21 protein-coding genes and 4 tRNA genes are annotated in these 25,707 nt (G+C 50.9%); 18 read left to right on the top strand and 7 right to left on the bottom strand.

Annotation, left to right across the window (positions count from 1 at the left end):
* The first annotated feature begins 24 nt into the window (after nucleotides 1–24).
* On the top strand, nucleotides 25–1,695 hold the full coding sequence (locus FH755_RS13890; protein WP_292441694.1) for a formate--tetrahydrofolate ligase: 1,671 nt from the start codon (nucleotides 25–27) through the stop codon (nucleotides 1,693–1,695).
* 600 nt (nucleotides 1,696–2,295) lie between these two features.
* Here the strand turns inward: FH755_RS13890 and djlA are convergent.
* The 7 genes from djlA to hslV are packed head-to-tail and all read right to left on the bottom strand — an operon-like array spanning nucleotide 2,296 to nucleotide 8,404.
* On the bottom strand, nucleotides 2,296–3,117 hold the full coding sequence (djlA, locus tag FH755_RS13885) for a co-chaperone DjlA (RefSeq protein ID WP_292441693.1): 822 nt from the start codon (nucleotides 3,115–3,117) through the stop codon (nucleotides 2,296–2,298).
* A 5-nt stretch (nucleotides 3,118–3,122) separates the two neighbouring features.
* On the bottom strand, nucleotides 3,123–4,787 hold the full coding sequence (ubiB, locus tag FH755_RS13880) for a ubiquinone biosynthesis regulatory protein kinase UbiB (protein ID WP_292441692.1): 1,665 nt from the start codon (nucleotides 4,785–4,787) through the stop codon (nucleotides 3,123–3,125).
* Between the two features lie 31 nt (nucleotides 4,788–4,818).
* Nucleotides 4,819–5,409, bottom strand: coding sequence for an SCP2 sterol-binding domain-containing protein (locus FH755_RS13875; protein ID WP_292441691.1), 591 nt, complete (start codon nucleotides 5,407–5,409; stop codon nucleotides 4,819–4,821).
* 1 nt (nucleotide 5,410) lies between these two features.
* Complete coding sequence (ubiE, locus tag FH755_RS13870) at nucleotides 5,411–6,157, bottom strand: bifunctional demethylmenaquinone methyltransferase/2-methoxy-6-polyprenyl-1,4-benzoquinol methylase UbiE (protein WP_366658797.1); 747 nt, start codon at nucleotides 6,155–6,157, stop codon at nucleotides 5,411–5,413.
* Between the two features lie 7 nt (nucleotides 6,158–6,164).
* On the bottom strand, nucleotides 6,165–6,521 hold the full coding sequence (locus FH755_RS13865; RefSeq protein ID WP_292441690.1) for a DUF971 domain-containing protein: 357 nt from the start codon (nucleotides 6,519–6,521) through the stop codon (nucleotides 6,165–6,167).
* 8 nt (nucleotides 6,522–6,529) lie between these two features.
* Nucleotides 6,530–7,852, bottom strand: coding sequence for an ATP-dependent protease ATPase subunit HslU (gene hslU, locus FH755_RS13860; protein ID WP_292441705.1), 1,323 nt, complete (start codon nucleotides 7,850–7,852; stop codon nucleotides 6,530–6,532).
* Nucleotides 7,853–7,858: 6 nt separating this feature from the next.
* Complete coding sequence (gene hslV / locus FH755_RS13855) at nucleotides 7,859–8,404, bottom strand: ATP-dependent protease subunit HslV (RefSeq protein WP_292441689.1); 546 nt, start codon at nucleotides 8,402–8,404, stop codon at nucleotides 7,859–7,861.
* 185 nt (nucleotides 8,405–8,589) lie between these two features.
* On the opposite strand from hslV, the gene FH755_RS13850 reads away from it, so the two are divergent.
* From FH755_RS13850 to FH755_RS13770, 17 genes are all read left to right on the top strand, one after another.
* Nucleotides 8,590–8,674: transfer RNA gene (locus tag FH755_RS13850), tRNA-Tyr, on the top strand.
* Nucleotides 8,675–8,701: 27 nt separating this feature from the next.
* Nucleotides 8,702–8,775, top strand: a tRNA-Gly gene (locus FH755_RS13845).
* A gap of 35 nt (nucleotides 8,776–8,810) precedes the next feature.
* Nucleotides 8,811–8,886 (top strand) — tRNA-Thr (locus FH755_RS13840).
* 82 nt (nucleotides 8,887–8,968) lie between these two features.
* Nucleotides 8,969–10,159: an elongation factor Tu gene (tuf, locus tag FH755_RS13835; protein WP_292441688.1), complete on the top strand. Its 1,191-nt coding sequence runs from the start codon at nucleotides 8,969–8,971 to the stop codon at nucleotides 10,157–10,159.
* Between the two features lie 59 nt (nucleotides 10,160–10,218).
* Nucleotides 10,219–10,294, top strand: a tRNA-Trp gene (locus tag FH755_RS13830).
* 39 nt (nucleotides 10,295–10,333) lie between these two features.
* Nucleotides 10,334–10,672 carry a preprotein translocase subunit SecE gene (gene secE / locus FH755_RS13825; protein ID WP_292441687.1) on the top strand — a complete coding sequence of 113 codons (339 nt, stop codon included), beginning with the start codon at nucleotides 10,334–10,336 and terminating at the stop codon, nucleotides 10,670–10,672.
* 13 nt (nucleotides 10,673–10,685) lie between these two features.
* On the top strand, nucleotides 10,686–11,219 hold the full coding sequence (nusG, locus tag FH755_RS13820) for a transcription termination/antitermination protein NusG (protein WP_292441686.1): 534 nt from the start codon (nucleotides 10,686–10,688) through the stop codon (nucleotides 11,217–11,219).
* 78 nt (nucleotides 11,220–11,297) lie between these two features.
* On the top strand, nucleotides 11,298–11,732 hold the full coding sequence (gene rplK, locus FH755_RS13815; RefSeq protein WP_292441685.1) for a 50S ribosomal protein L11: 435 nt from the start codon (nucleotides 11,298–11,300) through the stop codon (nucleotides 11,730–11,732).
* Nucleotides 11,732–12,424, top strand: a complete 693-nt coding sequence (gene rplA / locus FH755_RS13810; protein WP_292441684.1) for a 50S ribosomal protein L1 — start codon at nucleotides 11,732–11,734, stop codon at nucleotides 12,422–12,424. The genes rplK and rplA overlap by 1 nt, the downstream gene beginning before the upstream one ends.
* 217 nt (nucleotides 12,425–12,641) lie before the next feature.
* Nucleotides 12,642–13,169, top strand: coding sequence for a 50S ribosomal protein L10 (rplJ, locus tag FH755_RS13805; RefSeq protein ID WP_292441683.1), 528 nt, complete (start codon nucleotides 12,642–12,644; stop codon nucleotides 13,167–13,169).
* A gap of 56 nt (nucleotides 13,170–13,225) precedes the next feature.
* Complete coding sequence (gene rplL, locus FH755_RS13800) at nucleotides 13,226–13,603, top strand: 50S ribosomal protein L7/L12 (protein WP_292441682.1); 378 nt, start codon at nucleotides 13,226–13,228, stop codon at nucleotides 13,601–13,603.
* A 172-nt stretch (nucleotides 13,604–13,775) separates the two neighbouring features.
* The gene (gene rpoB, locus FH755_RS13795; RefSeq protein ID WP_292441681.1) at nucleotides 13,776–17,852 is read left to right on the top strand and encodes a DNA-directed RNA polymerase subunit beta; all 4,077 of its coding nucleotides are present in this window, start codon (nucleotides 13,776–13,778) and stop codon (nucleotides 17,850–17,852) included.
* Nucleotides 17,853–17,914: 62 nt separating this feature from the next.
* Nucleotides 17,915–22,114 (top strand): DNA-directed RNA polymerase subunit beta', encoded by a 4,200-nt coding sequence (rpoC, locus tag FH755_RS13790; RefSeq protein WP_292441680.1) that lies wholly within the window; start codon nucleotides 17,915–17,917, stop codon nucleotides 22,112–22,114.
* A 152-nt stretch (nucleotides 22,115–22,266) separates the two neighbouring features.
* On the top strand, nucleotides 22,267–22,641 hold the full coding sequence (rpsL, locus tag FH755_RS13785; RefSeq protein ID WP_007144668.1) for a 30S ribosomal protein S12: 375 nt from the start codon (nucleotides 22,267–22,269) through the stop codon (nucleotides 22,639–22,641).
* A gap of 45 nt (nucleotides 22,642–22,686) precedes the next feature.
* Entirely contained in the window at nucleotides 22,687–23,157 is a 471-nt protein-coding gene (rpsG, locus tag FH755_RS13780; RefSeq protein WP_292441679.1) for a 30S ribosomal protein S7, read from the top strand.
* A 77-nt stretch (nucleotides 23,158–23,234) separates the two neighbouring features.
* Complete coding sequence (gene fusA / locus FH755_RS13775) at nucleotides 23,235–25,334, top strand: elongation factor G (protein ID WP_292441678.1); 2,100 nt, start codon at nucleotides 23,235–23,237, stop codon at nucleotides 25,332–25,334.
* Nucleotides 25,335–25,358: 24 nt separating this feature from the next.
* On the top strand, nucleotides 25,359–25,707 hold a 349-nt coding region (locus FH755_RS13770), incomplete at its 3' end, for a GTP-binding protein (RefSeq protein ID WP_292441677.1).

Genomic DNA, 25,707 nt, shown 5'->3' with positions numbered 1-25,707 from the left:
CTTAGAATAAACAGCAGGGAAATCATGTCTGATATCGAAATTGCACAACAGGCAACGATGCAGGAAGTGACCGGGCTCGCCGGTGAGCGACTGGGCATCGCCGCTGAACACCTTGATCCCTATGGTCGCTACAAGGCCAAAGTCTCCCTAGATGTGCTCGATGAACTCACTGACCGGCCGGATGGCAAATTAATACTGGTCACCGCGATCAGCCCTACCCCTGCCGGCGAAGGCAAAACCACCACGACAATTGGGCTCAGCGATGCACTTAACCGTATTGGCAAACAGTCTCTGGTCTGTGTGCGGGAGCCGTCCATGGGGCCCTGTTTCGGTCTGAAAGGCGGTGCGGCCGGTGGCGGTTATGCCCAGGTGGTGCCAATGGAAGATATCAATCTGCATTTCACCGGTGACCTGCATGCGATTGCCGCGGCGCACAATCTGCTGGCCGCGATGATCGACAATCATATTCATCACGGCAATGAACTACAGCTGGATGCCCGGCGAATCGCCTGGCAGCGGGTGCTGGATATGAATGATCGGGCGCTGCGCGATATCGTGGTTGGCATGGGCGGGACTGCCAATGGTTACCTGCGTCAGGACCGATTTGATATCGTCGTCGCATCCGAGGTCATGGCGATTTTCTGCCTGTCTAATTCCTTGCAGGAATTGAAGAACCGTCTGGGTGAAATTCTGATTGGCTACTCGACGGATGGTACGCCACGCTATGCCCGTGAACTCAAAGCCCATGGCGCGATGGCCGCCCTGCTGAAGGAAGCGATTAAGCCAAACCTGGTGCAGACCCTGGAAAATAATCCGGCCTTTGTTCACGGTGGTCCTTTTGCCAACATCGCGCATGGCTGTAACTCGGTGATTTCCACTAAAATGGCTCTCAAACTCAGTGATTATGTAGTCACCGAGGCCGGCTTCGGTGCTGATCTGGGCGCGGAAAAATTTATTAATATAAAATGCCGCAAAGCCGGTATTAAACCGGATATGGCGGTGATTGTTGCTACCGTTAAGGCATTGAAATATCACGGCGGTCTGGGGCTGAAGCAACTGGGTGAAGAAAACCTCGATGCCCTTAAGGCCGGCCTGAAAAACCTGCAGCGCCATCTAAACAATCTGCAGCAGGAATTCGGTCTGCGATGTGTGGTGGCAATTAATCATTTCATCAATGACACCGACGCCGAGATTGCACTGATTCAATCTGCGGTCGAAGAGATGGGCGCTGAAGCGATTCTGGCCCGTCACTGGGCACAGGGGGGAGCTGGTGCTGAAGAGCTGGCAAAACGGGTCGTAGCGATGCTGGAACAGGATGCGGCACCCTGTGAATTCCTTTATCCCGACGATTTTTCTCTATGGGATAAAATTGCTGCAGTCGCCAAACGACTCTATGGCGCCGGTCAGGTCGTGGCTGACAAAAAAGTTATGGATAAAATCAGCATGCTCAACGAACAGCATGGCGATATCCCGGTCTGCATGGCGAAAACCCCGTATTCATTCAGCAGTGATCCCAGCCTTCGGGGTGCGGCTGAGAATCATACCCTGACAGTGCGGGATGTGCGCCTGTCACACGGTGCTGGATTTCTGGTGGTCTTGTGTGGTGATGTGATGACCATGCCCGGACTGCCGAAACGGCCTGCGGCTGAGCGGATTGATATTGATGAGCAGGGACAGATCACCGGCTTGTTTTGATGATGCCGCCGCGAGAAGCTCATTCACTCATGACACTGTCATTATGAGGTCAGAGCACTCTCACCTAACGAGCAACCAATCATCACCGGGACGCTGCCGCGGGGCGTTCATTTCTTTTGTTTGCCCAAAAGAAACGAACCAAAGAAAAGGGCACCCCATATTGCTTTCACCCAAAAACTAAACTTGCCTGATGGCGTGGTCGACAACTCGCTGTGCTCAAACACTCGACCACTTAATCCATCAAACAAGCTCAATTTTTGGCAGCAATATGAACGGTACTAAAAGTGCTCCCTTCCCCAGATAAATCGAGCAACGCAGTGGGCCGCATGCCAGCACATCGGGGCGGGCTAGGGTTGTTAGGGATTTGGCCGAGCAAATCCTTGACTTACCATTGAGGCGAAATCATGCATTGAATGATCATAAAGATTTTGACGACTCCTTAGAATTTTCAGGCCAAGGATTGCGACTGCTTAGTTGGAAGCTATTTGCTTTGAAAAGATTTTCATCTATCTAGGAGATAGGCAATTTTTGAATAAGAGCTGAAAGCGTTTGTTCGAATATCTTTTTCAATACTAGGTAGTTGAATTGGGCTATTGACTATTAAATACCACGCTGTTTCTTAATCAAATCATAAGCCACCTGAATTTCCTTGGCCTGTTCGGTGGCAACCGCAATCATATCTTCGGGTACACCCTGACCGGTTAATTTATCCGGATGGTACTGGCTCATCAGCTTGCGGTAGGCACGTTTGATTTCCTGAGTGCTTGCTTCTTTGCTGACGCCCAGTGCTTTGTAGGCATCTTCCAGATCGCTGGCGCTGGAGCGACCGGGCTGCCGATACTGCTGCTGACCACTGGAAAAGTGAGCCTGACTTAGTACCATCTCAAGAATACGGTTAAATTCGGCCCGGCTGTAGCCCAGGTGTCCGGCGATTTGTTCCAGTATCTGCCTTTCGGCCGGATCGAGTTTGCCATCAGCCAGGGCCATCACAGTCAGATACACCAGCAGTACCTGCCTGAGATTCAAGGTGCGGCCGCAATGGGTCATAAAGTTTTCTAAAGTCGGCGAAATATCAAAGTCGGCATCGGCACCGCGTTTGAATTGGCGGATGGCTTCCTGACGATGCTCGGCTGACATGCCCATCTTTTGGATAAAGGCTTCAACGTGGTCAATCTCGACCTGAGAGATACGACCGTCGGCTTTTGCCAGTTTGCCCATCAGCACAAAGACGGTTTCCAGAAACACAGCCTGGCGTTGCTGGGCATGAAAGGGATTAGCACTGAAACTAAATTGTGGCAGGCGACCGGTGAAGGCAGCGATAATGATACCGATAAGCGCACCGAACAACGCCAGAATTAAAATTCCAAGTCCCATCGTGCTGAACAGAATAATGCCCAGGATGATTGCGATTAATCTAAACATAAGCGTTAATTTCGATTACTAAGGCTGAAATAGAGCAGGGCTACACCCCACAGACCGAAGACCCAGCTCAGTACAGGCAGACCCGCCAGCATCGTGGGCGCGTAGCCATCAAGGCCCTTGATCACAGCAGCGCCGACCAGAAAAGCAGCGCCACTGGTTGCAGCTGCGCTGCGGTAGCTGGATTGGCGGATTTCCTGCTGCAGCTTGTCTAAATCTCTGGATGACAGATTGACGTGAAGCTTGCCCTGCTGGGCTTTATTGCTCAGGTCATGCAACAGACGAGGCATTTGGGGCAGGGTTTCGGCCCAGTGCGGTGCCTCTTGTTGCAGAGTTTTCATGGCTGCTTTCCAGCCCAGTTTTTCTTTCATCCAGTGTTCCAGAATGGGCTTGGCGCTTTGCCACAGATCCAAGTCCGGATAGAGATCGCGGCCCAGACCTTCTATATTCAGCAGGGTTTTCTGCAGCAAGACCAGTTGCGGCTGTACTTCCATATTGAAGCGGCGCGCAGTCTGGAACAGGCGCAGCAGTAATTGACCGAAAGAGATGTCTTTCAGCGGTCGTGCAAAGATGGGTTCACAGACGCTGCGAATAGCGGCTTCAAACTCATCCAGCCGGGTATTGGCGGGTACCCAGCCGGACTGGATATGCAGTTCGGCTACACGGCGGTAATCATGGTTGAAAAAGGCCAGGAAATTTTCCGCGAGATAGCGCTGATCGTCGGGCGACAGAGTGCCCATGATGCCGAAATCGACCGCCACATAACGCGGATTTTCCGGATCAGTGATATCGACCATAATATTGCCCGGGTGCATATCAGCATGAAAGAAGCTGTGTTTGAAGACCTGGGTGAAGAAAATTTCGACACCGATTTCCGCCAGTCGCGCCATATTGACGCCACGGTCTTTAAGCCCTTGCACATCGCTGATGGGCATGCCATAGATGCGTTCCTGTACCAGCAGGTTGGGGCGGGTCAGTTGCCAGTAAACTTTGGGCACATAAAGTAACTGGGTGCCTTCGAAGTTTCGCTGCAGTTGTGATGCCGAAGACGCCTCGCGCAGCATATCGAGCTCGTCGAACAGGTTCTTTTCCAGCTCGGCAACAATTTCTCTGGGTCTTAATCGTTTACCCTCCGACCAGTAGCGCTCGGCAAAACCGGCGATGGTATAGAGCAGATTAATGTCACGCCGAATTAAGGGTTCGATGCCGGGGCGAACCAGCTTGATGACAACCTCTTCACCGTTAATCAGACGTGCAGCATGAACCTGGGCAATGGAGGCCGAGGCGAGCGGTTCCGGTTCAATATGGGCGAACAGATTGTGAAGAGGCTCGTCAAAGGCCTGTTCAATCAGTTCCCGTGCCTGTTCGGCGGGGAAGGGAGCAACCTGATCCTGCAGTTTGGCAAGGGAGTCGGCGACATCCGGTGGTAACAGGTCACGGCGGGTAGACAGCACCTGGCCGAACTTAACAAAAATTGGTCCCAGATCCTGTAGTGCCAGCCGTAAACGTTCGCCGCGAGGAAGATCACTGGAACGACGCCAGCGGTTGGGAGAGAGGAAACTGAAGTATCGCAGGGGTCTGAGCAGGTGAATCGCCTTGATCACCTCATCCAGACGGTGTCTGGCCAGCACATGATTAATTTGAATCAGTCGGGCAAACTGACTGGCCTTCATTCAGGGCTCCTTGTTTTTGTGCTGAATCGAGTCATGATTTCGTTTCCAGCCGTTTTATCCTCGCCTCAAGACGATCGCAGTCTGCGCGCAGCTTATCCACCGCCTGCATATAGTCTTCAATCTGAATTTTATCCGGCAGTAATTGCGCTTCTTCGCGTAGATATTCAGAAATACTCTGTTGCAGAGACTGGCTGCTGTCGCGCAACCAGCCGAACCCCTGCCGAAGACTGTAGGCAAGCGGTTGAGCGATGACATCACCGGTGATTTTGGCAAGCTGTTGTTCCCAGTCAAAATCAAAACCGTCGAGTAGATCCTGCAATTGCTTGGCAAACTGCACATCACCATGAATGCGGATTTCTGATGAAAACAGATCATCCGGATGCTCACCGAGTTTGAGTAAGGAGAAGCTGCTGCCGGCGATCAGCAGATCAGCGCCTTCATCATCATTGTGACTTAGCTGCACTGATTGCTGATGAAAGGTGATATGCACAAACTGACGCAGATCGGTAATATGAACAACGATGGTGCGTTGTTCAAATGACTTCAGGCGCTCACAGGTATCAGGGTCCTGCCTCAGCGCCGCATTGACTGCCAGTTCGAAAGGTGTCAGCAGGCCGGCCATATCAGAATTTGTAACCCCGGTGCAGCGCCACGATGCCTGCAGTCATATTGTGATAACTGGTACGTTCGAACCCGGCCGTTTCCATCATCTGTTTCAGGGTTTCCTGATCGGGATGCATGCGTATGGATTCGGCAAGATAGCGATAGCTGTCTTCATCACCGGTGATGATTTTGCCGATTCTTGGCAAGAGGTGGAATGAATAAGCATCATAGGCCCTGGACAGCCACTCGGCAGGTTTGGAGAATTCCAGGACCATCAATTGGCCACCGGGTTTCAGGACCCGGTACATGGAAGCTAAAGCCTTGTCCTTATCGGTGACATTGCGCAGGCCGAAGGCCATGGTAATGCAGTCAAAACTGTTATCGGGAAAGGGCAGGGCCTCGGCATTGGCCTGCACGTATTCAATATTGCCGACCAGGCCGTCGTCGGTCAGCCGGTCACGGCCGACACTCAGCATCGAGGCGTTGATATCAGCCAGCACCACCTGCCCGCTGTCACCGACCATTTGTGAGAACTTACGCGTCAAATCACCGGTGCCGCCGGCAAGATCCAGCACTTTTGCGCCGCGTCTGACACCACTGTTATTGATGGTGAACCATTTCCACAGGCGATGAATGCCCATCGACATCAGATCATTCATCAGATCATACTTGCCGGCTACCGAATGAAAAACCTCGGCAACATGGCGGGCTTTTTCCGATGTCGGTACTTCCCGGTAACCAAAATGCGTGGTGTCTTTTTGTTCCATGTTTATCCTAACGGCGTTGATGTCCGGCTTCGGCCAGTCGTTGCAGATAATCCTGCCATAAAGCGTCCTGATTGCTGGCAAGATCGTAGAGATAATCCCATGAATACAAGCCACTGTCATGACCATCATCGAAATAGATTTTGATGGCGTAATGGCCAACGGGTTCTATTTGATCTATCCCGACATTTTCCTTGTTGAGTTGCAGGACTTCCTGTCCCGGGCCATGCCCTCGGACTTCTGCGGAAGGCGAAAATACCCGCAGGTACTCGGCACTCAGTCGGTATTGTTTATCGCCGTAAGCCAGTCCCAGGCTTTTTGACTGTTTATGGAGCGTGATTTCAGTTGGAATTGCTTCTTCAGCCATTTTGCTTCCTAAAGTATGTAGCGTGACAGGTCTTCATCCTGCGCCAGTTCGCCCAGCTGTTTGTCGACATAGGCTTTATCGACAGTGACCCGGAAGTTCAGTTCACTGCCAGCGTTGTAGGAAATATCTTCCAGCAGTCTTTCCAATAAGGTGTGCAGGCGGCGGGCACCGATGTTTTCGGTCTTTTCATTGACTTCCCAGGCCAGCTCGGCGATGCGTTGAATACCGTCTTCAGTGAATTCGAGTTCAACACCTTCGGTGGCCATCAGCGCCGTATATTGTTCTGTCAGTGAGGCATCGGGCTCGGTGAGGATGCGGACAAAGTCAGCACTGGTGAGGGCATCGAGCTCAACCCGGATAGGCAGACGGCCCTGCAGTTCGGGAATCAGATCGGAAGGCTTGCTCAGATGGAAAGCACCGGAAGCAATGAAAAGAATATGATCGGTTTTGATCATGCCGTACTTGGTTTGAACGGTACTGCCTTCGACCAGCGGCAATAAGTCCCGCTGCACCCCGGCTCGCGATACATCGGCGTTGCTGCCGCCGCCTTCACCACGACCGGTGATTTTATCGATTTCGTCGAGAAAGACGATGCCGTTCTGTTCAACGCTGTCGAGTACTTCAGCCTTGAGTTCTTCCTCATTAATCAGTTTCATCGCCTCTTCTTCGGCCAGCAAGCGCATGGCTTTGGCCACGGTGAGCTTGCGGGTGCTCTTACGTTGCTGGCCCATGTTCTGAAACATTTCCTGCAGCTGGCTGGTCATTTCCTCCATGCCCGGCGGCGACATGATTTCAACGCCGACCTGAGGCGCATTCAGTTCCAGTTCGACTTCGCGGTCATCCAGCTTGCCTTCCCGCAACATGATACGAAAACGTTGTCGGGTGGCGGAATCATCATCAGTGTCCACATCACGGGCCGGGCGCAACAAGGCATCCAGAATACGTTCTTCGGCCGCGTCCTCTGCTTTATGTTTGACTGAGTGAATAGCTTTTTCGCGCAACAGTTTCATTGCAGTCTCGGCCAGATCACGAATGATAGATTCGACATCACGGCCAACGTAGCCCACTTCGGTAAACTTGGTCGCCTCAACCTTGATAAAAGGCGCATCAGCGAGTGCTGCCAGGCGACGGGCGATCTCGGTTTTACCGACGCCGGTAGGGCCGATCATCAGAATGTTCTTGGGCGTGACTTCCTGCTGTAAATTCTCATCCAGCTGTTTGCGGCGCCAGCGGTTGCGCAGCGCGATGGCCACCGCTTTCTTGGCCGCATCCTGGCCGATGATGCGCTTATTCAGTTCATGAACGATTTGTTTGGGGGTCAGTGAATGCATAGTCATTTAGGAATTTGACTCCAGCGTTTCGATAGTGAGGTTGTGATTGGTATAGATGCAGATGTCGGCGGCAATATTCAAGCCTTTTTCCACAATCTCACGGGCTGATAATGCCGTGTTGTCCATCAGCGCAGTCGCCGCTGCCTGTGCAAACGGGCCGCCGGAGCCGATGGCGATCATGCCATGTTCGGGTTCAATCACATCGCCATTACCGGAGATAATCAACGATACCTCGTGGTCGGCGACGGCCAGCAGGGCTTCCAGACGACGCATCATCCGGTCAGTACGCCAGTCTTTAGCAAGCTCCAGTGCACTGCGGGTCAGATTACCCTGATGTTTTTCCAGTTTGCCTTCGAAACGTTCAAACAGGGTAAAGGCGTCAGCGGTGCCGCCGGCGAATCCGGCAATCACCTTGCCATGATAAAGCCGGCGCACCTTGCGGGCATTACCTTTCATGATTGTATTGCCGAGACTGACCTGACCGTCGCCGCCGATTACGACCTGGCCATCACGACGGTACGAAAGTATGGTCGTACCACGGTACTGCTCCATAGAAAACTCCTGTGAAAGATAAGCTGAAAAAAAGAATTAACTAGTATACTATGTTGGGTTTGGCACTGCAGTGAGTTGGGCGCAAAGGCATTTCAGCCCGCACAATTATATCGCTTCACGGAAATTGGCCGATTTTAAGTGTTGACAACGGTCAGGCTTTTCCGGAAAATGCCACTTCTTTTAGTGGAGGGGTTCCCGAGTGGCCAAAGGGATCAGACTGTAAATCTGACGGCTCCGCCTTCGGAGGTTCGAATCCTCCCCCCTCCACCATTTAATGATTTGTGAGTTTACTATTAAGCGGGTGTAGTTCAATGGTAGAACTCCAGCCTTCCAAGCTGACTACGTGGGTTCGATTCCCATCACCCGCTCCATTTTCTGCTTGGAAGTGAATAGTAAAAAGAATTCGGCCCGCATAGCTCAGTCGGTAGAGCGCATCCATGGTAAGGATGAGGTCATCAGTTCGATTCTGATTGCGGGCTCCATAATTAATTGTTTTGATTAGGCAGGTTGTTCCTGCCTGTTTGATTTTTTGACATTAAAAAATTATTGGCGGGGAGACTGGTCATGTCTAAAACAAAATTTGAACGTTCTAAACCCCACGTCAACGTGGGCACCATCGGTCACGTTGACCATGGTAAAACCACTTTGACAGCGGCGCTGACCAAAGTTCTGGGTGAAGCGTCTGGTGGTGAGTTCAAGGACTACGCGGATATTGATAACGCACCTGAAGAACGTGAGCGTGGTATCACTATCGCAACAGCACACGTTGAGTACGAAACCGCTAACCGCCACTACGCCCACGTAGACTGCCCGGGCCACGCCGACTATGTGAAAAACATGATCACCGGTGCGGCACAGATGGACGGTGCGATCCTGGTTGTGAATGCGGCTGACGGTCCGATGCCTCAAACCCGTGAGCACATTCTGCTGTCACGTCAGGTTGGCGTTCCTTACATCATTGTCTACCTGAACAAGGCAGACATGGTGGATGATGCCGAGCTGATAGAACTGGTTGAAATGGAAGTGCGTGAATTGCTCGACACCTATGATTTCCCGGGTGATGACACCCCAATTATTGTGGGTTCAGCATTGAAAGCACTGGAAGGCGATACCAGCGAAATCGGTGCTCCTTCAATCCTGCGTCTGGCAGAAGCGATGGACGAGTACTTCCCGGAACCGGAGCGTGCCATTGACGGTGCATTCCTGATGCCGATTGAAGACGTCTTCTCTATCTCCGGTCGTGGTACGGTTGTGACTGGTCGTGTTGAGCGCGGTATTGTTAAAGTGGGTGACGAGCTGGAAATCGTGGGTATCAAAGACACCCAGAAAACCACTTGTACCGGTGTTGAAATGTTCCGCAAGCTGCTGGATCAGGGTCAGGCTGGCGACAACGTGGGTGTACTGCTGCGTGGTACCAAGCGTGAGGAAGTTGACCGTGGTCAGGTACTGGCTCATCCGGGCACCATCACACCACACACTGAGTTTGAAGCGGAAGTGTATATTCTGTCGAAAGACGAAGGTGGTCGTCATACCCCGTTCTTTAACGGTTACCGTCCACAGTTCTACTTCCGTACTACCGACGTAACTGGTGCATGTGAATTGCCATCAGGCGTAGAAATGGTCATGCCGGGTGATAACGTCAAGATGGACGTAACTTTGATTGCACCGATTGCGATGGAAGAAGGCCTGCGTTTTGCTATTCGTGAAGGCGGCCGCACAGTTGGTGCCGGTGTCGTCAGTAAAATCACGAAATAAGCTGAAGGATGCCACCATGCTGAGTGCAAGGGCGCTCAGCATTTTTGAGAGCATAGGATAGGCCAGTAGCTCAATTGGCAGAGCGACGGTCTCCAAAACCGTAGGTTGGGGGTTCGATTCCCTCCTGGCCTGCCATCTTATGTTTTCCTCAAAACGGATAATTATCGAATAATAATGGCAGACAACATCAAATTAATAGTCGCAGTCGTCTTAATGATGGCTGCGATTGCTTTGTTTTATACTTACTCAGAGTATTCAACATTGCTTCGCGTCCTCGGTCTGTTGGCTGTGGCAGGTATTTCCTTGTTCATCGCATCTAAGACAGCAGTTGGTTCCAACGTGTTGTCTTACATTCGTGATACCAATATTGAAGTGCGCAAAGTGGTCTGGCCAACACGCCAGGAAACCCTGCAAACCACATTGGTTGTCATTCTGATGGTCATGCTGGTCGCACTCATGCTGTGGGGTATCGATTCATTATTAGGTTGGGGCGTTCGCGCTCTGACGCTATAATACAGGGTTCCTAATGAGCAAACGTTGGTATGTCATTCAAGCTTACTCAGGCTTTGAAGCACAAGTGAAACGTTCTCTTGAAGAGCGCATCAATCGTCTTGGCCTGCAGGATAAGTTTGGTGAGATTCTGGTTCCGACTGAAGAAGTCGTTGAAATGAAAGAAGGCCAGAAGCGCAAAAGTGAACGCAAATTCTTCCCCGGCTACGTGCTGGTGAATATGGAAATGGATGATGAAACCTGGCATGTCGTTAATGACCTGCCACGGGTCCTGCGTTTCATCGGTGGCACCGGTGACCGTCCTGCACCGATCAGTGAAGCTGAAGCCAATACCATTTTACAACGCGTTCAGGATACAGCGGAAAGTCCGCGTCCCAAAGTGTTGTTCGAACCTGGTGAAGTGGTCCGTGTCATTGACGGTCCTTTCAATGATTTCACCGGTGTTGTAGAAGAAGTGAATTACGAAAAAAGCAAGCTGCGGGTTGAAGTGGTCATCTTTGGCCGTTCAACACCGGTTGAGCTTGAATTCAGTCAGGTTGTCAAAGGCTAGGCTGATTGTAGAAAGTCCAGTATTAACTGGTTTTATCACTGGGGAGCCGCAAGGCGTTCGTACCCGTAAGGAGTAAACATGGCAAAGAAAATTGAAGCTTACATCAAGCTGCAAGTGCCGGCAGGTGGTGCTAATCCCAGTCCACCGGTTGGTCCTGCTCTGGGTCAGCACGGCCTGAACATTATGGAATTCTGTAAAGCGTTCAATGCGCAGACACAGAACCTGGAAAATGGTCTGCCGATTCCTGTTGTTATCACTGTTTATAATGACAAGAGCTTTACCTTTGTAACCAAAACCCCGCCAGCATCTATCCTGCTGAAAAAAGCGGCCGGTCTGAAAAGCGGCAGCAGCCGTCCTAACACCGAGAAAGTCGGTACGGTTACACGTGCTCAGTTGGAAGAAATTGCCAACACCAAAATGCCTGATCTGAATGCTGCGGATCTTGAATCTGCCGTCAAAACAATCGCAGGTACTGCACGTAGCATGGGTCTGAACACGGAGGGTGTTGAGTAATGGCTGCTTTAGGTAAAAGAACACTCGCCATCCGCGAGAAACTGAAAGGCGCTGGTGCTTTTGGCATCGATGAAGCGCTGAAATTTGTCAAAGAAAATGCATCCGCTAAATTCGTTGAGTCTATCGACGTATCAATCAACCTGGGTGTTGACCCACGTAAATCTGACCAGGTTGTACGTAGCTCAACAGTCATGCCTAATGGCACCGGTAAAACTGTCCGGGTTGCTGTATTTGCTCAAGGTGCTAACGCAGACGCTGCGAAAGAAGCCGGTGCAGACGTTATTGGTTTTGAAGATCTGGCAGAAGATATCAAGAAAGGCAATATGGATTTTGACGTTGTTATTGCAACGCCTGATGCCATGCGTATTGTCGGTCAGTTGGGTCAGGTCCTGGGTCCACGCGGCCTGATGCCCAACCCGAAAGTCGGTACTGTAACCCCGAACGTGGCTGAAGCAGTTAAAAACGCAAAAGCCGGTCAGGTCCGTTACCGTACTGATAAAGCCGGTATCATTCATTGCCCGATTGGCAATGCCAGCTTTGAGGTTGAAGCATTGCGTCAAAACCTCCAGGCATTGATCGATGATCTAAACAAGCTGAAGCCGAGTTCGGCCAAAGGCGTGTACATTAAAAAAATCAGTGTGTCGAGCACCATGGGTGCCGGCGTCACTATTGATAAATCTTTCCTCGGCTAAGATTTGTCAAACGAATTGGACCGCTCGTCACCTTTTGCGGTGGCGAGTCGTCTAAGACCGCAGGTAAGCAATTTTAATTGACCCATGTGAATGGGGCGGCCTGCGCAGACGGGTTCAGCTGCAGAATTTCTGAGTTGGATACCGTAATGGTGGAAGTGGCAACACTTCTTGTTAGCAACAATTCATCCAGAAATGGATGAACCTAAGGAGGTCTTAGGTGGCTTTAAATCTCGAAGGTAAAAAGGCCGTCGTTGCTGAGGTCTCTGAAGTAGCAAGCAACGCGTTTTCTGCTGTCGCAGCGGAATACCGTGGTTTGTCTGTTTCAGAAATGACTGAGCTGCGTGTTGCAGCGCGTAAGGAAAATGTTTACCTGCGCGTTATTCGTAACACTCTGGCTCGCCGTGCGGTAGACGGTACTGATTTCGCCTGCATGCAGGAAGGAATGACTGGCCCGCTGGTATTTGGTTTTTCTATGGAAGATCCAGGTGCCGTTGCACGTGTCATGGGTGACTTTGCTAAAACCAACAAAAATCTTGAAGTCAAAATGGTTTCACTGGGCGGCAAATTGCTGCCAGCCAGCGAAATCGAAAAACTGGCGAAAATGCCGACCAAAGAACAGGCAATCAGCATGTTCATGGGTACGCTCAAAGCGCCAATCGAGAAATTTGTTCGTACGCTGCAAGCACCTACCAGCAAGATGGTACGTACGTTCGCGGCTGTCCGCGACGCGAAAGAAGCCGCTTAATCCGAATTGGATTAGGCAATTTTATAAATTCTGTAAGCTTGAAATAGGTAATTATCATGGCTGTATCTAAAGACGATATCCTGGAAGCAATTTCCAACATGACTGTTGTTGAGGTCGTTGATCTGATCGAAGCAATGGAAGAAAAATTTGGCGTAACTGCTGCAGCACCTGTTGCTGCTGTTGCTGCTGCTCCTGCTGAAGGTGCTGCTGCCGCCGCTGAACAAACAGAGTTCGACGTTGTTATGACCAGTTTTGGTGATAACAAAGTTGGCGTTATCAAGGTTGTTCGTGGCATCACTGGTCTGGGTCTGAAAGAAGCCAAAGACATGGTTGAAGGTGTACCTGCAACAGTGAAAGAAGGCATTGAAAAAGCTGAAGCAGAAGACCTCGTCAAACAACTGACTGAAGCTGGTGCAACTGCTGAACTTAAGTAAGCATCGTACCTGTCGCGGTGGTCTGCGGACCACCGCGAAAAAGAAAATGGCTGGTGATTTTGGTCACCGGCCTTTTTCCGTTGCAGGCCGGGCGGTTTTGCCGGTCATTAACAAAACAATCTTTCCTGGATTTCACCGTCGTGAAATCAGGACGTTCTTCGAGGTGTAATACATGGCCTATACGTTTACCGAGAAAAAACGGATTCGTAAAGATTTTGGCAAACGTCCAATTGTCTTGAATGTTCCCAACCTGCTAGCTACGCAGGTTAACTCCTACCAAGACTTCCTGCAAATGGGCGTCGCTGCAGATGAACGCGGGGCAAAAGGGCTGCATGCTGCTTTTGAATCAGTGTTCCCTATCAAGAGCCATACCGGCATGGCTGAGCTGCAATATGTCAGCTACCGCCTTGGTACCCCATCGTTTGATGTAAAAGAATGCCAACTGCGCGGTGTTACTTATGCCGCACCTCTGAGAGTTAAAATGCGTCTGGTCATTTATGACAAAGACGCCCCTGCCAAGCAAAAAGTCGTTAAAGACATTAAAGAGCAGGAAGTTTACATGGGTGAAATCCCGCTGATGACGGAGAAAGGTAACTTTGTCATCAACGGTACAGAACGCGTTATCGTGTCGCAACTGCACCGTTCACCTGGTGTGTTCTTCGACAGCGATCGTGGTAAAACCCACTCCTCGGGCAAAATTCTCTATAACGCTCGTGTTATCCCTTATCGTGGTTCCTGGCTCGACTTCGAGTTCGATCCGAAAGATTCTGTTTTCGTGCGTATCGACCGTCGCCGTAAACTGCCTGCTACCATCCTGTTGCGCGCGCTGGGTTACAGCAATCAGGAAATGCTGGAGATTTTCTTCAGTAATGATACTTTCGTCCGCAAGGGTGACAGTTTTGAAATGGCACTGGAACCTGCGCGTCTGCGTGGCCAGGCTGTGCCCTTCGATATCGTTGATCCAGACGGTGAAGTGATTGTTGAAGCTGAGCGTCAGATTACCGGTCGCCACATTCGCCGCATGGAAAAAGCGGGTATGAATGCGTTGACAGTACCTGCCAACTTCCTGGTCGGTAAAGTCATTGCCAAAGATATGGTCGATCCGGAAACCGGTGAATTGCTGGCTAATGCCAACGATGAAATTACCAGTGAACTGCTGGAAGCTTTCGATCGATTCGATATCAATACTATCGAAACCATTTATTCCAACGATCTGGACGACGGTCCGTTCATGTCTGACACCATGCGTCTCGATGAAACCCGCAGCGAACTGGAAGCCAAGATTGAAATCTATCGCATGATGCGTCCGGGTGAACCGCCGACAGAAGATGCGGCAGAAAACCTGTTCACCAGCCTGTTCTTTACCCTGGATCGTTATGATCTGTCCAGTGTCGGTCGGATGAAATTCAACCGCCGTCTGGGTCGTGAAGAAATGGAAGGCGAAGGTACGCTGTCCAAAGATGACATTCTCGCCGTACTGAAAGAACTGATCAAAATTCGTAACGGCAATGGCGTGGTCGATGATATCGATCACCTCGGTAACCGTCGTGTCCGTAGCGTTGGTGAGATGGCTGAGAACCAGTTCCGTGTCGGTCTGGTCCGGGTTGAGCGTGCGGTACGTGAGCGTCTGAGCATTGCCGAGTCTGAAGGCCTGATGCCACAGCAACTGATTAATGCTAAACCCGTTGCCGCCGCAATCAAAGAGTTCTTTGGCTCCAGCCAGCTGTCTCAGTTTATGGACCAGAACAACCCCTTGTCAGAAGTCACACATAAACGTCGTGTTTCGGCTTTGGGCCCTGGTGGTCTGACCCGTGAACGTGCCGGCTTTGAAGTACGTGACGTTCACCCGACGCACTATGGTCGTGTTTGCCCGATCGAGACTCCTGAGGGTCCGAACATCGGTCTGATCAACTCGCTGGCGACCTATGCCCGTACTAACGAATACGGTTTTATCGAAACACCGTATCGTAAAGTGATTGATACCAAGGCGACGGATGAAATCGTTTACCTGTCAGCCATCGATGAAGGTGAGTATAAAATCGCCCAGGCTACAATCGAACTGAAAGAAGATGGGTCGATTGCAGAAAACATGGTCCACTGCCGTTATCGCGGTGAATCATCACTGACACCATCTGAACAGGTGCAGCTGATGGACGTCTCACCTCGTCAGGTGGTTTCGGTTGCGGCCTCATTGATTCCATTCCTGGAACATGATGACGCCAACCGCGCTCTGATGGGCTCGAACATGCAACGTCAGGCTGTGCCGACATTGCGTGCTGACAAACCACTGGTCGGTACTGGTATTGAACGTGTTGTCGCGAAGGATTCCGGCGTAATGGTTACCGCGAAACGTGGTGGTGTGGTCGACTCTGTTGACGCCAGCCGTATCGTTATCCGTGTGAATGATGACGAAACCGAAGCCGGCGAATCAGGAGTTGATATCTACAACCTGATTAAATATGCGCGCTCCAACCAAAGCACCTGTATCAACCAGCGTCCGATTGTGAAGCCGGGTGATCAGATTGCATCCGGTGATGTACTGGCAGATGGTCCTTCCACCGATAAGGGTGAGCTGGCTCTGGGTCAGAACATTCTGGTGGCATTCATGCCCTGGAATGGTTACAACTTTGAGGATTCCATCCTGGTTTCTGAACGGGTGGTGGAAGAAGATCGCTTCACCACCATTCATATTCAGGAACTGAACTGCCTGGCACGTGACACCAAGCTCGGTACCGAGGAAATTACCAGTGATATTCCGAACGTTAGCGAGAGCGCGCTGTCCAAATTGGACGAATCCGGTATTGTTTACGTTGGCGCTGAAGTCAAGCCGGGTGACATCCTGGTCGGTAAAGTCACACCGAAAGGTGAAACTCAACTGACACCGGAAGAAAAACTGCTGCGTGCCATCTTCGGTGAGAAAGCGGCAGACGTCAAAGACTCGTCGCTGCGTGTGCCATCAGGTACTTACGGCACGGTTATCGATGTTCAGGTCTTCACCCGTGATGGTGTGGAAAAAGACGAACGTACCCGTGAAATCGAGAAGGCCGAGCTGGAAAAAGTCTGGAACGACCTCAGAGATCAAAACCGTATTCTGACTGAAGACGTGTTTGCCCGTCTGGAACGCAGCCTGGTTGGCAAAGTCGCTGAAGCCGGTCCTGACTTGAAGAAAGGCACCAAGCTGACCAAGAGCTACCTGCAGGATCTGGAGCATGCGAAATGGTTCGACATCCGTATGGAGTCAGAAGAACTGAATACGCTGCTGGAGCAGGCCAACACGCACCTCAAGCAATACCGTCAGGAAATGGAGGAAGCATTTGAACACAAGAAAGAAAAACTGACCTCAGGTCATGATCTGGCACCGGGCGTACAGCGCATGGTGAAAGTGTTCCTGGCTGTGAAACGTCGTATCCAGCCCGGTGATAAGATGGCCGGTCGCCACGGTAACAAAGGTGTTATCTCCAACATCGTACCGGTAGAAGACATGCCTTATACTCAGGATGGCCGTCCGGTTGATATCGTCCTGAACCCACTGGGTGTCCCTTCGCGGATGAATATCGGTCAGATTCTGGAAGTGCATCTGGGTTGGGCTGCCAAAGGCCTGGGTTACAAAATCCAGGAGATGCTGGAACAGCAAAAAGCCGTTTCCGACCTGCGTGCGTTCCTCGATAAGGTTTATAACACCAGCGGTAAAAAAGAAGATCTGGACTCTTTGACCGATGATGAAATCATCGAACTGTCAAAGAACCTGCAAGACGGTGTACCTTTGGCGACTCCGGTTTTTGATGGCGCCAATGAAAACGAAATCAAGGATATGCTGGAACTGGCCGACCTGCCACGCAGTGGCCAGGCTAAATTGATTGACGGCCGTACTGGCGAATTCTTCCACCGTCCAGTGACTATCGGTTACATGCATATGCTGAAACTGAACCATCTGGTCGATGACAAGATGCACGCCCGTTCGACCGGTCCTTACAGTCTGGTGACACAGCAGCCGCTGGGTGGTAAAGCCCAGTTCGGTGGTCAGCGTTTCGGTGAGATGGAGGTCTGGGCACTGCAAGCTTATGGTGCTGCCTACACCCTGCAGGAAATGCTGACTGTGAAATCGGATGATGTGAACGGTCGTACCAAGATCTATAAAAACATCGTTGATGGTGATTATCGTATGGATGCAGGCATGCCTGAATCCTTCAAAGTACTGACTCGTGAGATTCGTTCTCTGGGTATCGACGTCGACTTAGTCGAAGAATAAGCGATACCGGGTACTGACAGATAATCAAGAAATGAGCCGTTTACGGCAGCGGAGAATGAAACATGAAAGACTTGCTTAACTTGTTAAAGCAACAAACTCAGCCAGAGGAATTTGATGCGATTCGCATTGGCCTCGCTTCACCGAAAATGGTGCGGTCATGGTCATTTGGCGAAGTCAAAAAACCTGAAACCATCAACTACCGTACCTTCAAACCGGAACGTGAAGGTCTGTTTTGCTGCAAAATCTTTGGTCCGGTTAAAGACTACGAATGCTTGTGTGGTAAATATAAACGCCTGAAGCATCGCGGTGTGATCTGTGAAAAATGCGGTGTTGAAGTCACTGTAGCCAAAGTGCGTCGTGAGCGCATGGGACACATCGAACTGGCCAGCCCGGTTGCACATATCTGGTTCCTGAAATCCCTGCCATCACGGATTTCCTTGTTTCTGGATATGACTTTGCGTGATATCGAACGCGTTTTGTATTTCGAAGCGTTTATCGTTGTCGATCCAGGCATGACCCCGCTGGAAAAAGGCCAGTTGCTGTCCGACGAAACTTTCCTGCAGGCAGTCGAAGAATACGGCGATGAATTTGATGCCCGCATGGGTGCGGAAGCAGTTCAACAACTGCTGCGTAACATCGATGTCAGCAAAGAAATCGAAGTGATTCGTGAAGAAATTGAGGGCACTAACTCAGAAACCAAGATTAAGAAACTGAGCAAACGCCTGAAACTGATGGAAGCCTTCCAGGAATCCGGTAACAAGCCGGAATGGATGATCATGGAAGTACTGCCGGTCCTGCCACCGGACCTGCGTCCTCTGGTCCCACTGGACGGCGGTCGTTTTGCGACTTCAGATCTGAACGATCTGTATCGCCGCGTGATTAACCGTAACAACCGTTTGAAACGGCTGCTGGATCTGAACGCACCGGATATTATCGTACGTAATGAAAAACGGATGCTGCAGGAATCTGTGGATGCGTTGCTGGATAACGGTCGCCGCGGTCGCGCTATTACCGGTACTAACCGGATGCCACTGAAATCACTGGCAGACATGATCAAGGGTAAACAGGGTCGTTTCCGTCAGAACCTGCTGGGTAAACGTGTCGACTACTCTGGTCGTTCGGTTATCGTGGTGGGTCCTTACCTGAAACTGCACCAATGCGGTCTGCCCAAGAAAATGGCGCTGGAACTTTTCAAGCCATTTATCTACGGCAAACTGGAGCGCCAGGGTCTGGCGACAACCATCAAAGCCGCCAAGAAAATGGTGGAACGTGAAGGACCGGAAGTCTGGGATATCCTGGAAGAAGTGATCCGCGAGCATCCGGTTATGCTGAACCGCGCACCGACACTTCACCGACTGGGTATTCAGGCTTTTGAACCGTTACTGATCGAGGGTAAAGCGATTCAGCTGCATCCGCTTGTCTGTAGCGCCTTCAACGCTGACTTTGACGGTGACCAGATGGCGGTACACGTACCATTGTCACTGGAAGCCCAGCTGGAAGCACGTTCGTTGATGATGGCGACCAATAACATTCTGTCACCTGCTAACGGTGAACCGGTCATTATTCCATCGCAGGACGTGGTTCTGGGGCTGTATTACATGACCCGTGAACGTGTTAATGAGAAAGGTGAAGGCAGCTTCTACGCCGATTTGGCTGAACTGCGTCGTGCCTATGACAGCGGTGTAGTGTCTCTTCATGCCAAGATCACTGTGCGTCTGGATGAAACTGACATTACTTTGCCGGAACCTGAGCAAAGCCGTCGTATTCGTGTGGAAACCACAGTTGGCCGCGCCATTCTGTTCGGTATCGTGCCTAAAGGCCTGCCTTTCTCTGTCGTTGACAGAGCGATGACCAAGAAAGCAATCGGGGATGTGATCAACACCTGCTACCGTCGTCTGGGTCTGAAAGAAACCGTTATTTTTGCTGATCAGCTGATGTATCTCGGTTTCTCACAAGCGACACAGTCCGGTTCTTCCGTCTGTGCCGACGATATGGTGATCCCGGCTGCCAAGGCAGAGATTCTGGCTAAAGCTGAAGCTGAAGTTGAAGAAATTGCAACTCAGTATGCTTCTGGTCTGGTCACTGACGGTGAACGTTACAACAAGATCATCGATATCTGGTCGCGTACCAATGACCAGGTTGCAAAAGCGATGATGGACGGCATCGGTAAGGACATTACCAAAGATAAAGACGGTAATGATGTCGAACAGCAGTCGATGAACTCGATTTACATGATGGCCGATTCGGGCGCGCGTGGTTCTGCTGCGCAAATTCGTCAGCTTGCAGGTATGCGTGGTCTGATGGCCAAGCCGGATGGTTCGATTATCGAAACGCCGATTACCGCAAACTTCCGTGAAGGTCTGGACGTATTGCAGTACTTCATCTCAACTCACGGTGCGCGTAAAGGTCTGGCCGATACCGCACTGAAAACCGCTAACTCCGGTTACCTGACCCGTCGTCTGGTTGACGTGTCTCAGGATCTGGTTGTGGTTGAAGATGACTGCGGTACTTCACTGGGTATCAGCATGTCACCAATCATCGAAGGTGGTGACGTGGTTGAAGCCCTGGGTGAACGTGTACTGGGTCGTGTTGTTGCTGAAGATCTAATGTCACCGGATGGCTCCAAACTGGTCATGGCTGCCGGCGATATGATTGACGAAGCAGCCGTTACCAAGCTGGAAAAAGAAGGCATCGACGAAGTCATGGTTCGCAGCGCGATTACCTGTGAATCACGCTATGGTGTCTGTTCTGCCTGTTATGGTCGTGACCTCGGTCGTGGTCATAAGATCAACGTGGGTGAGTCTGTCGGTGTTATCGCAGCCCAATCCATCGGTGAACCAGGTACCCAGCTGACCATGCGTACCTTCCACATTGGTGGTGCGGCCTCACGTACCGCGGCTGATAACTCCGTCGCACTGAAATATAAAGGTAATATCCGTTATCACAACATCAAGTATGTTGAGAACTCAGCGGGTAAATTCGTTGCGGTATCACGTTCCGGTGAATTGCATCTGATTGATGAAAACGGCCGTGAGCGTGAACGTTATAAGATCCCTTACGGTGCGGAAATCACGGTGCCTGATAACGCCGCGGTTGACTCAGGTCAGATCGTCGCAAACTGGGATCCGCATACTCACCCGGTTGTGACCGAGGTGAAAGGTCAGGTACAACTGAGCGACCTGGTGGAAGGTGTCACCGTCGACAAGACCGTCGACGAAGTCACTGGTCTGACCAGCTTCAGCGTACGTGAACCGAAACAACGTAGTGGTGCGGCCAAGGACATGCGTCCGATGGTTAAACTGGTTGATGAAAAAGGCGAGGACGTCTTTATTCCGGGTACTGACATTCCGGCGATGTACTTCCTGCCGGGTGGTGCGATTGTTCGCGTCAGTGATGGTCAGGGCGTGGAAATCGGTGACATTCTGGCCCGTATTCCTCAGGAAAGCAGTAAGACTCGTGATATCACCGGTGGTCTGCCGCGCGTTGCCGACCTGTTCGAAGCCCGTAAACCGAAAGATCCTGCTCTTATGGCAGAAATCAGCGGTACTGTGAGCTTCGGTAAGGAGACTAAAGGTAAACAGCGTCTGATCATTACTCCGAAAGAGGGTGAACCTTATGAGGAGCTGATTCCGAAATGGCGCCATATCTCCGTGTTCGAAGGTGAACACATTGAGAAAGGTGAAATGCTGGTTGACGGTCCGGAAGATCCACATGACATCCTGCGTCTGAAAGGTGTTCTGGCCCTTTCCAACTACATGGTCAGTGAGGTACAGGAAGTTTATCGCCTGCAAGGTGTAAAAATTAACGACAAGCACATCGAAGTCATCGTGCGTCAGATGCTGCGCAAAGTCGAAATTGATGCGGCCGGTGACAGCAAGTTCCTGAAAGGCGAACAGGTCGAATACGACCGCGTGCTGGAAGCCAATGATATTCTGCGTGAGCAGGGTAAGCTGGAAGCGACCTTCACACCGTTGTTACTGGGTATCACCAAAGCTTCGCTGGCAACCGAGTCGTTTATTTCGGCGGCCTCGTTCCAGGAAACCACCCGTGTCCTTACCGATGCGGCGGTGACCGGCAAGAGCGACAACCTGCGCGGTCTGAAAGAGAACGTTATTGTGGGTCGTCTGATTCCGGCCGGTACCGGTCTGGCTTACCACAAGGAACGTCAGCGTCGTCGTTCAGAGCGCATGGGTAACCCTGATGTCGCACCAGCGACTGAAAGTGCGGAAAGCAAAGACGAAGCAATGAAAGAGGTCTCATAAGTTAAATCTCTTGACGTAACTAATTGTTACGTTATAAAATTCGTCTTCTTTGTCGGGCACCCGCTTCAGGGTGCCCAACTTTTACTGGAATGGTAATGCGTGAATAACAGTAACGCAGGCTACCATCGCTAGATATTTGTAAGGTTGTATTGATGGCAACAATTAATCAGTTGGTTCGTAAGCCAAGATTGAAGCAAAAGAAAAAGAACAATGTTCCTGCGTTGCAGGCTTGTCCTCAGCGTCGCGGTGTTTGTACTCGTGTATATACCACCACGCCTAAAAAGCCTAACTCGGCAATGCGTAAAGTTGCTCGTGTTCGCCTGACTAACGGTTTCGAAGTGACTTCCTACATCGGTGGTGAAGGTCATAACTTGCAGGAACATAGCGTTGTGCTGATTCGTGGTGGTCGTGTTAAGGACTTACCTGGTGTGCGTTACCACACTGTTCGTGGTGCACTGGATACTTCCGGTGTTTCTGCTCGCCGTCAGGGCCGTTCCAAATACGGTGCCAAGCGTCCTAAAGGCTAAGCACTTTTAGACTCGCTATTAACGTATAAGATTTAGGAAAGACAAATGCCAAGAAGAAGGGTTGTTGCCAAACGTGAAGTACTGCCTGATCCGAAGTTCCAGAACATCGGTCTGGCCAAGTTCATCAACGTCATCATGAAAGACGGCAAAAAGTCAGTTGCAGAGAAAATTACATACGGTGCACTGGAAGCAGTCGCTGAAAGCAAAGGCACTGACGGTCTGGATATCTTCCAGAAAGCCATTGAAAATATCAGCCCAATGGTGGAAGTAAAATCCCGCCGTGTTGGTGGTGCGACCTACCAGGTGCCGGTTGAAGTTCGTCCAGAACGTCGCGTTGCTCTGGCTATGCGCTGGCTGGTAGAGGCCTCTCGCAAACGTGGTGAAAAATCCATGGGTATGCGTTTGGCTGGCGAACTGTCTGATGCTTACGAAAACAAAGGCACAGCGGTTAAGAAGAAAGAAGATACACACCGCATGGCCGAAGCGAACAAGGCGTTCTCGCACTTCCGCTTCTAAAACTGTATTATCCCTTCACCAGCCAGTTCTGGTGAAGGTTTTGTTCTTTAACATTGTTGATCTAAAGAGTAGCTATAGTGGCACGTACGACACCAATTGACAGATACCGGAATATCGGCATCATGGCTCATATCGACGCGGGTAAAACCACGACGACTGAGCGTGTGCTGTTCTATACCGGTATTTCGCACAAGATCGGCGAAGTGCATAACGGTGCAGCCATTATGGACTGGATGGAGCAGGAGCAGGAGCGCGGCATTACTATTACCTCCGCTGCCACCACCTGTTTCTGGGCCGGCATGGATCAACAATTTGAACAACACCGTATCAATATCATCGATACGCCCGGACACGTCGACTTCACCATTGAAGTCGAACGTTCCTTGCGTGTTCTCGATGGTGCCATCGCTGTCTTCTGTGCTGTCGGTGGTGTTGAACCTCAATCTGAAACTGTCTGGCGTCAAGCCGACAAATATCATGTTCCGCGCCTCGCTTTCGTCAACAAGATGGATCGCCAGGGAGCCAACTTCCTGCGTGTGATTGAACAAATCAAAAAACGTCTGGGCGCCAAACCAGTTGTAATGCAACTGCCTGTGGGCAGCGAAGACGAGTTTGAAGGCGTCGTCGACCTGGTACGCATGAAGGCGATTTACTGGAACGAAGATGATCTGGGCGCGACTTACGACCTGCGTGATATTCCTGAGAACATGCTGGCCGAATGTGAACACTACCGCGAACAACTGGTAGAAAATGCCGCCGAGGCAGATGAAGAACTCATGAACGCCTATCTGGAATCCGGCGAACTGACAGACGCGCAAATCAAGCTGGGTATCCGCAAACAAACACTGGCTAATGAAATCGTCCCCGCTTTCTGCGGTTCAGCTTTCAAGAACAAAGGCGTTCAGGCCCTGCTGGATGCTGTGATCGAATTTATGCCTGCGCCGGGTGATGTCCCGCCAATCAAAGGCCTCGTTGATGTTGATAATGAGGTCTACGAAACTCGCGAAGCTGATGACAAACTGCCATTTGCCGCGCTCGCCTTCAAAATTGCCACCGACCCCTTTGTCGGCAGCCTGACTTTCTTCCGTGTGTACTCCGGTGTGCTGAAATCCGGTGATGCCGTATACAACCCGGTCAAGGGCAAAAAAGAACGCATCGGGCGTCTGGTACAAATGCATGCGAATAGCCGGGAAGAACTGACTGAAGTCAGGGCGGGTGATATTGCTGCTGCCATTGGCCTGAAAGATACAGTCACCGGTGAAACGCTGTGTGATCCGTCGCATGAAATTACATTGGAACGGATGGAATTTCCTGAACCGGTAATTTCGGTTGCTATTGAACCGAGAACCAAGGCAGATCAGGAAAAAATGGGTATTGCTCTGGGCAAGCTTGCCAAAGAGGATCCCTCATTCCGCGTCAGTACCGACGAAGAGTCTGCACAGACCATTATTGCCGGCATGGGCGAATTACATCTCGATATTATTATCGACCGCATGAAACGCGAGTTCGGTGTTGAAGCCAATGTGGGTGCGCCGCAAGTGGCTTATCGTGAAACAATTCGTAAAACCGTTGAGGCAGAAGGTAAATTTGTGCGCCAAAGTGGTGGTAAAGGTCAGTACGGCCATGTCTGGTTACGACTGGAACCACAGGAGCAGGGTACCGGTTATGTCTTTGAAAATGCGATTGTCGGCGGTTCGGTACCAAAAGAATACATTTCATCTGTAGATAAGGGTATACAAGAGCAGATGAAAAATGGTGTAATAGCGGGCTACCCTGTGGTGGATGTCAAAGTGACATTGTTCGACGGTTCGTATCACGACGTCGACTCCAGCGAGATGGCATTTAAAGTTGCCGGTTCGATAGGTTTCAGAAATGGTGCGCTTGAAGCAAGCCCGGCTCTGCTGGAACCTGTGATGAAAATCGAAATAGTGACTCCCGAAGAGTACATGGGTGATGTGATGGGTGATTTGAATCGCCGTCGCGGCACCGTTGCTGGTATGGACGACGCCTCCAGCGGCAAGATTATCAAGGCAGAAGTGCCACTTGCAGAAATGTTTGGTTACGCAACTGATTTGCGTTCTGCAACACAAGGTCGGGCGACTTACTCAATGGTTTTCGCCAAGTACAGTGAAATACCAGGCAATGTTGCAGAAGCGATCATTAACAAAACGAAATAACGACTTTTAACGAGGTAGACGAGAATGTCCAAGGCAAAATTTGAACGCTCGAAGCCCCACGTCAACGTGGGCACCATCGGTCACGTTGACCATGGCAAAACCACTTTGACAGCAGCGCTGACCAAAGTGCTGGGTGAAGCATCTGGCGGTGAATTCAAAGATTACGCGGATATTGATAACGCACCTGAAGAACGTGAGCGTGGTATCACTATCGCAACAGCACACGTTGAGTATGAAACCGCTAAACGCCACTACGCCCACGTAGACTGCCCGGGCCACGCCGACTATGTGAAAAACATGATCACCGGTGCGGCACAGATGGACGGTGCGATCCTGGTTGTGAATGCGGCTGACGGTCCGATGCCTCAAACCC

This window comes from Methylophaga sp. (assembly GCF_009711715.1).
Lineage (GTDB): Bacteria > Pseudomonadota > Gammaproteobacteria > Nitrosococcales > Methylophagaceae > Methylophaga.
This window is presented reverse-complemented; position numbering and strand designations above follow the sequence as displayed.

Bases quoted from the DNA above. Each gene is read 5' to 3' on its own strand.
- rplL (WP_292441682.1), top strand. From the start codon at position 13,226: ATGGCTGTATCTAAAGACGATATCCTGGAAGCAATTTCCAACATGACT.
- secE (WP_292441687.1), top strand. From the start codon at position 10,334: ATGGCAGACAACATCAAATTAATAGTCGCAGTCGTCTTAATGATGGCT.
- hslU (WP_292441705.1), bottom strand. From the start codon at position 7,852: ATGCATTCACTGACCCCCAAACAAATCGTTCATGAACTGAATAAGCGC.
- ubiE (WP_366658797.1), bottom strand. From the start codon at position 6,157: ATGGAACAAAAAGACACCACGCATTTTGGTTACCGGGAAGTACCGACA.
- djlA (WP_292441693.1), bottom strand. From the start codon at position 3,117: ATGTTTAGATTAATCGCAATCATCCTGGGCATTATTCTGTTCAGCACG.
- FH755_RS13875 (WP_292441691.1), bottom strand. From the start codon at position 5,409: ATGGCCGGCCTGCTGACACCTTTCGAACTGGCAGTCAATGCGGCGCTG.
- rpsL (WP_007144668.1), top strand. From the start codon at position 22,267: ATGGCAACAATTAATCAGTTGGTTCGTAAGCCAAGATTGAAGCAAAAG.
- rplK (WP_292441685.1), top strand. From the start codon at position 11,298: ATGGCAAAGAAAATTGAAGCTTACATCAAGCTGCAAGTGCCGGCAGGT.
- FH755_RS13890 (WP_292441694.1), top strand. From the start codon at position 25: ATGTCTGATATCGAAATTGCACAACAGGCAACGATGCAGGAAGTGACC.
- FH755_RS13865 (WP_292441690.1), bottom strand. From the start codon at position 6,521: ATGGCTGAAGAAGCAATTCCAACTGAAATCACGCTCCATAAACAGTCA.
- tuf (WP_292441688.1), top strand. From the start codon at position 8,969: ATGTCTAAAACAAAATTTGAACGTTCTAAACCCCACGTCAACGTGGGC.
- nusG (WP_292441686.1), top strand. From the start codon at position 10,686: ATGAGCAAACGTTGGTATGTCATTCAAGCTTACTCAGGCTTTGAAGCA.
- rpsG (WP_292441679.1), top strand. From the start codon at position 22,687: ATGCCAAGAAGAAGGGTTGTTGCCAAACGTGAAGTACTGCCTGATCCG.
- rpoC (WP_292441680.1), top strand. From the start codon at position 17,915: ATGAAAGACTTGCTTAACTTGTTAAAGCAACAAACTCAGCCAGAGGAA.
- ubiB (WP_292441692.1), bottom strand. From the start codon at position 4,787: ATGAAGGCCAGTCAGTTTGCCCGACTGATTCAAATTAATCATGTGCTG.
- rpoB (WP_292441681.1), top strand. From the start codon at position 13,776: ATGGCCTATACGTTTACCGAGAAAAAACGGATTCGTAAAGATTTTGGC.
- hslV (WP_292441689.1), bottom strand. From the start codon at position 8,404: ATGGAGCAGTACCGTGGTACGACCATACTTTCGTACCGTCGTGATGGC.
- rplA (WP_292441684.1), top strand. From the start codon at position 11,732: ATGGCTGCTTTAGGTAAAAGAACACTCGCCATCCGCGAGAAACTGAAA.